This window comes from Pseudomonas sp. CFBP13528, assembly GCF_005233615.1.
GTDB classification, from domain to species: domain Bacteria; phylum Pseudomonadota; class Gammaproteobacteria; order Pseudomonadales; family Pseudomonadaceae; genus Aquipseudomonas; species Aquipseudomonas fluorescens_AM.
This window is the reverse complement of record NZ_QGAJ01000003.1, coordinates 335,478-347,724: the sequence shown is the minus strand read 5'-3', so window position 1 is coordinate 347,724 and position 12,247 is coordinate 335,478. Positions and strand designations below refer to the sequence as shown.

At 61.5% G+C, this 12,247-nt stretch carries 5 protein-coding genes; 1 reads left to right on the top strand and 4 read right to left on the bottom strand.

Translation table 11 applies throughout. The features are described from left to right. The first annotated feature begins 2 nt into the window (after positions 1-2). Positions 3-3,092, top strand: coding sequence for a multidrug efflux RND transporter permease subunit (locus PspCFBP13528_RS08230; RefSeq protein WP_137199963.1), 3,090 nt, complete (start codon positions 3-5; stop codon positions 3,090-3,092). A 62-nt stretch (positions 3,093-3,154) separates the two neighbouring features. Here PspCFBP13528_RS08230 and PspCFBP13528_RS08225 read toward each other — a convergent pair whose 3' ends face one another. From PspCFBP13528_RS08225 to aroB, 4 genes are all read right to left on the bottom strand, one after another. Then, positions 3,155-4,573 (bottom strand): FAD-dependent oxidoreductase, encoded by a 1,419-nt coding sequence (locus tag PspCFBP13528_RS08225; RefSeq protein WP_065950141.1) that lies wholly within the window; start codon positions 4,571-4,573, stop codon positions 3,155-3,157. A gap of 123 nt (positions 4,574-4,696) precedes the next feature. Continuing rightward, positions 4,697-9,142, bottom strand: a complete 4,446-nt coding sequence (gene gltB / locus PspCFBP13528_RS08220; protein WP_101219027.1) for a glutamate synthase large subunit — start codon at positions 9,140-9,142, stop codon at positions 4,697-4,699. Between the two features lie 351 nt (positions 9,143-9,493). Beyond that, entirely contained in the window at positions 9,494-11,068 is a 1,575-nt protein-coding gene (locus PspCFBP13528_RS08210) for an AAA family ATPase (RefSeq protein WP_137199962.1), read from the bottom strand. Positions 11,069-11,078: 10 nt separating this feature from the next. Continuing rightward, complete coding sequence (gene aroB / locus PspCFBP13528_RS08205; RefSeq protein WP_137199961.1) at positions 11,079-12,179, bottom strand: 3-dehydroquinate synthase; 1,101 nt, start codon at positions 12,177-12,179, stop codon at positions 11,079-11,081. Positions 12,180-12,247: the final 68 nt, after the last annotated feature.

Here is a 12,247-nt window from a genome sequence, read left to right as displayed (position 1 = left end):
TTATGCCGCAGTTCTTTATCGACCGCCCAGTGTTCGCTTGGGTGATTGCCCTGTTTATCGTGCTGGCCGGTGTGTTGGCGATTTCGCAGTTGCCCGTGGCGCAATACCCCAACATCGCGCCGCCTAAAATCGAAGTCGTCGCCAACTACCCCGGCGCTTCGGCGCAGGCCATGGACCAAAGTGTCGTCAGCCTGATCGAAGAAGAGCTCAGCGGGGCTGATCACCTGCTGTACTTCGAATCGCGCAGCAGCCAAGGTTCGGCCACGATCACCGCGACCTTCAAACCCGGCACTAACCCTGAGCTGGCACAAGTCGACGTGCTCAATCGCTTGAAGGTCGTCGAGTCACGCCTGCCGCAAGCGGTGATAGAACAGGGCTTGCGCGTGGAGAAAGTTTCCACGGGGTTCCTGCTGTTTATCTCGCTGATTGGCACCAGCGATGACGTCGACAACGTTTCCCTCAGCGATTACCTGGCGCGTAACGTGGTCAATGAGATCAAACGTTTGGACGGCGTCGGCAAGGTGCAGATGTTCGGCTCCGAGCGGGCCATGCGTATTTGGGTCGACCCGCAAAAACTGATCGCCTTCAACCTGACAGTGGCTGACGTGAATGCCGCGATCGTCGCGCAGAACGCCCTGATAGCAGCCGGCAGCCTCGGCGAATTGCCGGTTGCCGGCAGCCAGGAAATCACCGCGAGCATCCTCGTAGACGGCCAACTATCGAGCCCTGAAGCATTCGCCGATATTGTGCTGCGTGCCGAGCCCAATGGGGCCAGCGTACGCATAGGCGATGTCGCCAGGGTCGAGATCGGCAGCCAGGAATACCAGTTCGGCACCCGGCTCAACGGCCAGTCCTCCAGTGAATTGGGCGTGCAACTGACACCCGGCGGCAACGCATTGAGCACTGCGACGCTGGTGCGCGCGAAAATGGATGAATTGACGCGCTACTTTCCGGCAGACATGAAATACCAGATCGCCTACGACACCTCGCCCTTCGTCAAAGTCTCGATCACCAAAGTGGTTTACACCTTGCTCGAAGCGATGGTACTGGTGTTTGCCGTGATGTACCTGTTCTTGCAGAACATCCGCTATACATTGATTCCGACATTGGTTGTACCAGTGGCCCTGATGGGCACGTTTGCACTCATGCAGGTGCTGGGGTTCTCCATCAATGTGCTGACCATGTTCGGCATGGTGCTCTCCATCGGCATCCTGGTGGACGACGCCATCGTGGTGGTGGAGAACGTCGAGCGCATCATGCTCCAGGAGCGCCTTTCACCCAAGGACGCGACGCGCAAGGCGATGACACAAATTGGCGGCGCCATCGTTGGCATCACCCTGGTACTGGTGGCCGTGTTTATTCCGATGGCGTTCATGCAAGGTTCCGTCGGGATCATTTACCAGCAGTTTTCCCTGACTATGGCCGCATCCATTCTGTTCTCGGCGTTCCTGGCCCTGACCCTCACACCGGCGCTGTGCGCCACGCTACTGAAACCCGTTGCGCCGGGTGATCACACGGCCCGCGGATTCTTCGCCGGGTTCAACCGCCGATTCGAACAGCTGACCGAGCGCTATCAGGGCTGGGTCGCACATGCGTTGAAACGCAGTGGCCGCTATTTGTTCATCTATGCCGCGCTGCTGATCGTGCTGGTGGTGAGCTTCAATCGTCTGCCCTCCTCGTTTCTTCCGGTCGAAGACATGGGCTATACGATCACCGATATTCAACTACCTCCCGGGGCGAGCCAAAGCCGCACGATCGAGGTCATCAAGCAGATCGAAGCGCATAACGCCACCGAGCCAGGCGTGGACAACAGCACGTTTGTGCTCGGTTTCAGCTTTTCCGGCAGCGGGCAGAATGCCGGGCTGGGTTACACGGTGCTCAAGGATTGGTCGCAGCGGGGCAGTCATGACACAGCGGCCGCCATCGCCGAACGGGCGAACGCGGTGGCGAGCCAGATCAAGGGCGCCGAAGTGTTCGTCGTACTGCCTGCGCCGATTGACGGTCTTGGCACTTCCAGCGGGTTTGAGTTCCGCCTGCAAGACCGTGGCGGTCTTGGGTACGCGACATTGATGCAGGCGCGCAGCGATTTGCTGGAAGCCGCTCAAGCCAGCCCGATCCTGATCAATGTGCGCGAAAGCGCGCTGGCCGAAGCGCCCCAGGTAAAACTGGAAGTCGATCGCCGACATGCCAATGCCCTCGGTGTCGCCTTTGCCGATATCGGCAACGTCGTGTCCACCAGCATCGGTTCGGCCTATGTCAATGACTTCCCCAATCAGGGACGTATGCAACGGGTGGTGGTCCAGGCTGAAGGCGAGCAACGCAGGCAGGTGGAGGACTTGCTGAAGATGCACGTACGCAACAACGAGGGACGAATGGTACCGCTGTCGGCTTTTGTACAGGCCAATTGGATTAAAGGGCCGGCGCAACTGAACCGCTACAACGGCTACCCGTCGATCAGCATTTCCGGCGAACCGGCGCCCGGCTACAGCACCGGCGCAGCCATGGCGGAAATCGAACGCCTGGTGGCGCAAGGGCCTGCCGGGCTGGGCCAGGAATGGACGGGGCTGTCATTGCAGGAACGTTTGTCGGGCAACCAGGCGCCGATCCTGTTCGGCTTGTCGCTGCTGGTGGTGTTTCTGTGTCTGGCGGCCCTGTACGAGAGTTGGTCGATCCCGACATCCGTCTTGCTGGTGGTGCCTTTGGGCGTGCTCGGCGCCGTGCTGGCGGTGACCTTGCGCGAGATGCCCAACGACGTATTTTTCAAAGTCGGATTGATCACCATTATTGGCCTGTCAGCGAAAAACGCGATCTTGATCATCGAGTTTGCCAAGAGCCTCCACGACGAAGGCCACGACCTGGTCGACGCCACCCTGCAAGCCGCGCGGCAGCGGTTACGGCCGATTGTGATGACCTCCATGGCATTCATCCTTGGCGTGGTGCCGCTGGCCATTGCCACCGGTGCCAGCTCGGAAAGCCAACAGGCCATCGGTACGGGCGTGATCGGCGGGATGATCACCGCGACGTTGGCAGTGGTGTTTGTACCGGTGTTTTTTGTGGAAGTGATGAAGCGAGTGAGAACCCGCCGTCGCTGAAACGTAAAAAGCGGGCTTGTCCGTCAAGAGCAAGCCCGCTTTTGTGTGTTGCTCAGCCGTGCTTAGACGCCCAGGTAATCCAGGATCCCTTCAGCGGCATTGCGCCCTTCGAAGATCGCGGTGACCACCAGGTCAGAGCCACGAACCATATCGCCACCGGCGAAGATTTTCGGGTTGCTGGTCTGGTGCTTGTACTGGCCTTGTTCCGGGGCGACGACACGGCCCTGGCTGTCGGTCTGGATTTCGAACTGCTCGAACCACGGCGCCGGGCTTGGGCGGAAACCGAAAGCGATCACCACGGCGTCGGCCGCAATGATCTCTTCGGAACCCGGGATCGGCTCGGGGCTGCGACGGCCACGGGCATCCGGTTCGCCGAGACGGGTCTCGACCACCTTCACGCCTTCGACGCGGTCTTCACCGACGATCGCGATCGGCTGGCGATTGTAGAGGAATTTCACGCCTTCTTCCTTGGCGTTCTTCACCTCTTTGCGCGAACCGGGCATGTTGGCTTCGTCACGACGGTACGCACAGGTCACCGACTTGGCGCCCTGGCGGATCGAGGTGCGGTTGCAGTCCATCGCGGTGTCGCCACCGCCGAGCACCACGACCTTCTTGCCTTTCATGTCGACGAAGTCTTCCGGCGACTTTTCAAAGCCAAGGTTGCGGTTGACGTTGGCGATCAGGAAATCCAGCGCGTCGTACACACCCGGCAGATCCTCACCGGCAAAGCCGCCCTTCATGTAGGTGTAGGTGCCCATGCCCATGAACACGGCATCGTATTCGGCGAGCAGCTGTTCCATGGTGATGTCTTTGCCGATTTCGGTATTGAGGCGGAACTCGATACCCATGCCGGTGAACACTTCGCGACGATGGCTCAGCACGGTTTTTTCCAGCTTGAACTCGGGGATGCCGAAGGTCAGCAGGCCGCCGATTTCCGGGTTCTTGTCGAACACCACCGGGGTCACGCCGCCACGTACCAGCACGTCGGCGCAACCCAGGCCCGCCGGGCCTGCACCGATAATCGCAACACGCTTGCCGGTCGGCTTGACCTTGGACATGTCCGGGCGCCAGCCCATGGCGAACGCGGTGTCGGTGATGTACTTCTCCACCGAACCGATGGTCACCGCGCCGAAGCCGTCGTTGAGGGTGCACGCACCCTCGCACAGACGGTCCTGCGGGCACACCCTGCCGCAGACTTCCGGCAGGGTGTTGGTCTGGTGCGACAGCTCGGCGGCGGCGAGGATGTTGCCCTCGGCCACCAACTTGAGCCAGTTGGGAATGAAGTTGTGCACCGGGCACTTCCATTCGCAATACGGGTTACCGCAACCCAGGCAGCGGTGGGCCTGCTCGGCCGAGTGCTGGGGTTTGAAAGGTTCGTAGATCTCCACGAACTCTTTCTTGCGTTGACGCAACAGTTTCTTCTTCGGATCTTTGCGCCCGACATCGATGAACTGGAAGTCGTTATTCAGACGTTCAGCCATGTTAAAACCTCGTACACGACAGCTGTGAGCTACAAGCTTCAAGCTGCAAGAAATCGATTGAACCGGCACACCGCGCACTGCTCCTGGCTTGCGGCTTGAAGCTTGCTACTTGCAGCAGCGTCATCATTGCGGACTCGCAAGCGTGCTGGATAGCAGGGACTTCAAACTCGCCGCCTTGGGCTTGACCAGCCAGAAACGACGCAGGTAATCATCGAGGTTTTCGGCGAGGTTACGACCCCATTCGCTGCCGGTCTCCTCAACGTACTCGTCCAGCACGTGCTGCAAGTGGTTCCGGTAGGATTCCATGGCTTCGCCGCTGATCCGCTGGATCTCGACCAACTCGTGGTTGACCTTGTCGACGAAGGTGTTGTCCTGGTCGAGCACGTAGGCGAAACCGCCGGTCATCCCCGAACCGAAGTTGTAACCGGTCTTGCCCAGTACCGCGACAAAGCCCCCGGTCATGTACTCGCAGCAGTGATCGCCGGTGCCTTCCACCACCGTGTGGGCCCCGGAGTTACGCACGGCGAAACGCTCACCGGCGGTGCCGGCGGCGAACAGCTTGCCACCGGTGGCGCCGTACAGGCAGGTGTTGCCGATGATGGCACTGTCCTGGGTCTTGTAGACGCTGCCTTCAGGCGGAACGATCACCAGCTTGCCGCCGGTCATGCCCTTGCCCACGTAGTCGTTGGCGTCGCCATCGAGATACATGTGCAGGCCGCCAGCGTTCCACACACCAAAACTCTGGCCAGCGGTGCCCTTGAAGCGGAAGGTGATCGGCGCTTTCGCCATGCCCTGGTTGCCGTGCTTGCGCGCGATTTCACCGGAGATGCGCGCGCCGATGGAACGGTCGCAGTTGCAGATGTCCAGGGCGAACTCGCCACCGCTGGCATCATTGATCGAGGAACCGGCCATCTCGACCATCTTCTCGGCCAACAGGCCTTTGTCGAACGGTGGGTTGCGGTCCACTTGGCAGAATTGTGGCTTGTCTGCCGGGATGTGATCGCTGCCCAACAGCGGCGTCAGGTCCAAATGTTGTTGCTTGGCGGTCTGGCCTTCGAGCACTTCGAGCAGGTCGGTGCGACCGATCAGCTCTTGCAGCGAGCGCACGCCCAGCCTGGCCAGCCACTCACGGGTTTCTTCGGCGACGTAGGTGAAGAAATTCACCACCATGTCGACGGTGCCGATGTAGTGATCCTTGCGCAGCTTTTCGTTCTGAGTGGCCACGCCGGTCGCGCAGTTGTTCAGGTGGCAGATGCGCAGGTATTTGCAGCCCAGGGCAATCATCGGCGCAGTACCGAAGCCGAAGCTTTCGGCGCCGAGGATCGCGGCCTTGATCACGTCGAGGCCGGTTTTCAGGCCGCCGTCGGTCTGTACCCGCACTTTGCCGCGCAGGTCGTTGCCGCGCAGGGTCTGGTGGGTTTCGGCCAGGCCCAGCTCCCACGGCGCACCGGCGTACTTGATCGAGGTCAACGGCGAAGCGCCGGTGCCGCCGTCGTAGCCGGAGATGGTGATCAGGTCGGCATAGGCCTTGGCCACACCGGCCGCGATGGTGCCGACGCCGGCTTCCGCCACCAGTTTCACCGAGACCAGCGCCTGCGGGTTGACTTGCTTGAGGTCGAAAATCAGCTGCGACAGGTCTTCAATCGAGTAGATGTCGTGGTGCGGCGGTGGCGAGATCAACGTCACGCCCGGCACGGCATAACGCAGCTTGGCGATCAGACCGTTGACCTTGCCGCCTGGCAGCTGGCCGCCTTCACCGGGCTTGGCGCCCTGGGCCACCTTGATCTGCAGCACTTCGGCGTTGACCAGGTATTCCGGGGTCACACCGAACCGGCCGGTTGCCACCTGCTTGATTTTAGAGCTCTTGAGCGTGCCGTAGCGCGCCGGGTCTTCGCCGCCTTCGCCGGAGTTGGAACGCGCGCCCAGGCGGTTCATGGCTTCGGCCAGGGCTTCGTGAGCCTCAGGCGACAAGGCGCCCAGGGAAATACCAGCGGAGTCGAAGCGTTTGAGGATCGACTCCAGCGGCTCGATTTCACTGATGGCCAGCGGCGTGTCCAGGGTTTTCACCTTGAACAGGTCGCGGATCATCGACACCGGGCGGTTATCCACCAACGCGGTGTATTCCTTGAACTTGGCGTAGTCGCCCTGCTGCACGGCGGCTTGCAGGGTGCTGACCACGTCCGGGTTGTAGGCGTGGTATTCGCCACCGTGTACGAATTTGAGCAGGCCGCCTTGCTGGATCGGCTTGCGCGCGCTCCAGGCTTCAGCCGCCAGGGCTTTCTGTTCGGCTTCGATATCGACGAAACGCGCGCCCTTGATGCGGCTCGGCACGCCACGGAAGCTCAACTCACAGACTTCTTCGGACAGGCCGATGGCTTCGAACAACTGAGCGCCGCGATACGAGGTCACTGTGGAAATGCCCATCTTCGACAGGATCTTCAGCAGGCCTTTGGTGATGCCCTTGCGGTAGTTCTTGAACACCTCGTAGAGGTCGCCCAGCACTTCACCGGTACGGATCAGGTCGCCCAGCACTTCGTACGCGAGGAACGGATAAACCGCCGACGCGCCGAAACCGATCAACACCGCGAAATGGTGCGGGTCGCGCGCAGTGGCGGTCTCGACGAGGATGTTGGAGTCGCAGCGCAGGCCTTTTTCGGTCAGGCGGTGATGCACAGCACCGGTGGCCAGCGAAGCGTGGATCGGCAGCTTGCCTGGCGCAATATGACGGTCGGTCAGCACGATCTGGGTACGACCGGCGCGCACGGCTTCTTCGGCCTGGTCGGCGACGTTGCGCACAGCGGCTTCAAGGCCGAGGCTCTCGTCGTAGTTCAGGTCGATGATCTGGCGGTCGAAACCTGGACGTTCCAGGGTCATCAGCGAGCGCCACTTGGCCGGGGAAACCACCGGCGAGCTGAGGATCACACGGGACGCATGCTCCGGCGACTCCTGGAAGATGTTGCGCTCGGCACCGAGGCACACTTCCAGCGACATCACGATGGCTTCGCGCAGCGGGTCGATCGGTGGGTTGGTCACCTGGGCGAACTGCTGGCGGAAGTAGTCGTATGGCGTGCGCACGCGCTGGGACAGCACGGCCATCGGCGTGTCGTCGCCCATGGAGCCGACGGCCTCATAGCCTTGCTCACCGAGCGGGCGCAGGACCTGGTCGCGCTCTTCGAACGTGACCTGGTACATCTTCATGTATTGCTTGAGCTGATCGACGTCGTAGAAAGCCGAGCCGTGGTCGTTGTCTTCCATGGTCGCCTGGATGCGCAGGGCGTTCTTGCGCAGCCATTGCTTGTACGGGTGACGCGACTTCAGGCGGTTGTCGATGGCGTCGGTGTCGAGGATCTGCCCGGTTTCGGTGTCCACGGCGAGGATCTGGCCAGGGCCGACGCGGCCTTTGGCGATGACGTCTTCAGGCTTGTAGTCCCACACGCCGATTTCCGACGCCAGGGTAATGAAACCGTTGGTGGTAGTGACCCAACGCGCCGGGCGCAGACCGTTACGGTCGAGCAGGCACACCGCGTAGCGGCCGTCGGTCATGACCACGCCGGCCGGGCCGTCCCACGGCTCCATGTGCATCGAGTTGTATTCGTAGAACGCCCGCAAGTCCGGGTCCATGGTCTCGACGTTCTGCCACGCAGGCGGAATGATCATGCGCACGCCACGGAACAGGTCGATGCCGCCGGTGACCATCAGTTCGAGCATGTTGTCCATGCTGGAGGAGTCCGAACCCACGCGGTTGACCAGCGGGCCGAGCTCTTCGAGGTCCATCAGATCGTTGGCGAACTTGGTGCGACGGGCCACGGCCCAGTTGCGGTTGCCGGTGATGGTGTTGATCTCGCCGTTGTGGGCAAGGAAGCGGAACGGCTGGGCCAGCGGCCATTTCGGCAGGGTGTTGGTGGAGAAGCGCTGGTGGAACACGCAGATTGCGGTCTGCAGGCGCTCATCGCTCAGGTCCGGATAGAAGGCGGTGAGGTCCGCCGGCATCATCAGGCCTTTGTAAATGATGGTCTTGTGGGAAAAGCTGCAGATGTAATGGTCGGTGTCGGCGGCGTTGAGCACCGACGAACGACGACGCGAGGTGAACAGCTTGATCGCCATGTCCTGGTCGCTCAGGCCGTCGCCTGCGATGAACACCTGTTCGATCTGCGGCAGGCGCTCGTTTGCCAGGCGGCCGAGCACGCTGGTGTCGATCGGCACTTTGCGCCAGCCGATCAGCTGCAGGCCGGCGGCGACGATCTCGCGGTTCATGTTCTCGCGAGCCGCTTGGGCTTTGACCGGGTCCTGGTTGAAAAACACCATGCCCACAGCGTATTGCTTGGGCAGGTCGACGGCGAAATGCTCTTTGGCGACAGCGCGCAGGAACTGGTCGGGCTTTTGAATCAGCAAGCCGCAACCGTCACCGGTCTTGCCGTCGGCGTTGATCCCACCGCGGTGGGTCATGCAGGTCAGGGCCTCGATGGCCGTTTGCAAGAGGGTATGACTGGGCTCGCCCTGCATGTGGGCTATCAGGCCGAAACCGCAGTTATCCTTGAATTCATCGGGTTGGTACAGACCTGCTTTCATAGACACTTTCTCACCAGGCTGCCTCTTTTATCGAGGCAAATTTCTTTTCAATTCAACCGGTTACCTTCCACGCCGAACGTACGCCGGCTTAGCGGGGGCAAAAGGGAGGTCATTGTACACACCGACACAGACGCTCACAAATTTAGCGACGAAATGTCGCAAATCTATGTCGCATTTATGAAAGGTTTAAAGCGATATGCTGTGCTAGTCAAAACTTTTTTAATTCTGACCGCTACGACTCAAAAGCTACCGTGACGCAGACACCACAAAGCGCGCGGCCTGTAAGGGCAGCACGCACTTGCGGATTTTTTGAGGTGCCGGGAGGGCGGCCTGGGTAAGGCCGCCGGATCTTCAGCGAGTTGTCGCGAGTTCTTGTTGAACGCTGGCGACAGTGCGAGGCCAAGGTTTACCAGCCTGAACCTTCGCTGGCAAGGCTTTGATGGCAGAATCGGCTGCGGCGCGGCTTGGGAAGCTGCCGTAGGTGATCACGTAGAGAGGCTTGCCGTTGAGCACTTTCTTGAAATAACGATACTGGCCGCCCTGCTCCTTGACGAATGCCTGGGCGTTGGCCTCGGAGCTGGTGCCAAGGATCTGCACCACGAAGTTGCCGGTGGGCTGGCTGCTGTACCAGCTGCTGCCGGCGGCGCCGGCCTTGGCGACGGTGGCGGCAGGTTTTTCAGCAGGCTTGGCCGCTGGCGCTGGGGCAGGAGCAGGTTTGGCGACCGGCGCAGGCTTGGCCGTGGCAACCGTCGGCGCAGGCGTCGGCTTGGCAACTGGAGCGGCTGGAGCAACCGGTGCAGCCGGCGCCGCTGGCGTGCCGGCAGGGACACCCGCAGGTGGCGCGGTGGTGGTAACGGTCGGCGGCGTGGCGCTGGAGCCTTCCACCGGCACGCCATCGTCGCCTTCGGAGATGCCACCGGCTTCCTCGGCCAACGGGCCGCGCATGACAGGTTGGCCGACCATCGGCAGGTTGGTCGGTTGGCCGGAATTGGCGAACTCGACATTTGGCGTGGGCTTGCCCAGTGGCAACTGCGCCTGTTCGGTTGGCGCGCCGGCGGTGGCCGGGGCCTTGCTGCGGCCTGGAATCAACCAGGCGGCGGCAACGGCGACCACGACAACGGCGGAAATAGCCAATACGTGCTTCTTAGGCATAGTGAACCCCATCTTTGGACGCTTGACCGCAGAGCGGCTGGCAATCATGGCTTCGATCATTGCATCGCGGGCAACCTGATTGATATTGCCAGGCCAGCCATCGGAGCTTTCGTGAATATCAGAGATCTGCGCAGCGGAGAAAAGTTCGATACCGGCCCCTGCACCTTCGAGGCGCTGAGCCAGGTATTCGCGGGTCTCTTCTTCTTCGTACGGCTGCAATTCGATGACGTGAAACAGCTCCTGATCACCGCTGATCTGTTCCAGATCGGCGATCAGCGACGACTCACCGAACAGGAACACATGGGGACGACCTTCCGGCGTACCCGCCGCCAGCGCCAGCAACGCTTCCAGGGCGGACTCGTCGAGTTGCTCGGCGTCATCCACCAGCAGATAGACTTCCTGGCCGGTCAGGCCCAGTTGCACCACCTGCTTGAGGATCGCGTTCGGCTCAGCGTTGGCTACGTCCAACGCCTGCGCCACCTGGCGCAACACGCCGGCCGCATCACCGGCGCCACGGGCCGAGACGACGACGCTCTGCACCGATTGCTTGTTGGTGCTGGCGACCAGCGCCTGGCGCAGCAACGTCTTGCCGCTGCCCAACGGCCCCGTGACCACCAGCAGCAACTGGCTGTAGCGCGCGAGGTGGTGCAATTGCCCCAGTACCGGCTTGCGCTGGGCGGGGAAGAATTTGAAACCAGGCACCCGTGGAGCGAAAGGGTCGTGGCTCAAGTGATAATGGCCGAGGAACGCCTCGTCGGCATGCAAACTAGTCATCGGGATCTTATTAACCTTTAAGCTGGGCCAGGGCGCGGTAATCCGCTCCCAGCGTGGCCTGTAAAATCTCTTTCGGATAATCGTCGGTCACCACCGCTTCGCCCATGTGGCGCAACAGCACCAGCCGCAGCCGACCGTCGATCACTTTCTTGTCTATTGCCATGTGCTCCAGGAAATCCGCCTCGGTCATTTCAGACGGCGGAATCACCGGCAAACCGGCGCGCTGGAACAGACGGATCCCGCGATCACGCTCCTGGGCGCTGATCCAGCCCAGGCGCTGCGACATCTCCAATGCCATCACGGTGCCAGCCGCCACGGCTTCCCCATGCAGCCACACACCATAGCCCATGTGGGTTTCGATCGCATGGCCGAAGGTATGGCCCAGGTTCAGGGTAGCCCGTACCCCGGATTCCCGTTCGTCGGCATTCACCACCAGCGCCTTGGCCGCGCAGGAGCGGGAAATTGCCTCGGTGAGTGCCACCTGGTCGAGGGCGCGCAGGGCGTCCATGTGTGCTTCCAGCCAGGTCAGGAAGGGCTCGTCGCAGATCAGCCCGTACTTGATGACTTCCGCCAGCCCCGCCGACAGCTCGCGCGGTGGCAGGGTGTTGAGGGTCGCAGTGTCGATCAGCACGGCCTGCGGCTGATAGAACGCGCCGACCATGTTCTTGCCCAGCGGATGGTTGATGCCGGTCTTGCCGCCCACCGACGAATCAACCTGAGACAGCAGCGTGGTCGGCACCTGGATAAAGTCCACGCCACGCTGGTAGCAGGCGGCCGCGAAGCCAGCCATGTCGCCGATCACACCGCCGCCCAGGGCGACCACGGTTGTGCGGCGGTCATGCCGTGCGCTCAGCAGGCCATCGAAGATCAGCTGCAGGGTTTCCCAGTTCTTGTGGGCTTCACCGTCGGGCAGGATCACGGAGATCACCGAGTACGCCGCCAGGCTGCGGCTCAGACGCTCCAGATACAGCGGCGCCACCGTTTCGTTGGAGATGATCGCCACTTGCCGACCGGCAATATGCGGTGCGAGCAGCTCGGGCAGGTCCAACAGACCTTCGCCAATATGGATCGGGTAGCTGCGCTCGCCTAGATCGACCTTAAGTGTCTGCATGTGTCCCCGCGTTGAAGATATTTTGACAACCGGTAACGCCTGGATAGGCGTTGCCTGATGGCTCTGCG

Bases quoted from the DNA above. Each gene is read 5' to 3' on its own strand.
- PspCFBP13528_RS08230 (WP_137199963.1), top strand. From the start codon at position 3: ATGCCGCAGTTCTTTATCGACCGCCCAGTGTTCGCTTGGGTGATTGCC.
- PspCFBP13528_RS08225 (WP_065950141.1), bottom strand. From the start codon at position 4,573: ATGGCTGAACGTCTGAATAACGACTTCCAGTTCATCGATGTCGGGCGC.
- gltB (WP_101219027.1), bottom strand. From the start codon at position 9,142: ATGAAAGCAGGTCTGTACCAACCCGATGAATTCAAGGATAACTGCGGT.
- PspCFBP13528_RS08210 (WP_137199962.1), bottom strand. From the start codon at position 11,068: ATGACTAGTTTGCATGCCGACGAGGCGTTCCTCGGCCATTATCACTTG.
- aroB (WP_137199961.1), bottom strand. From the start codon at position 12,179: ATGCAGACACTTAAGGTCGATCTAGGCGAGCGCAGCTACCCGATCCAT.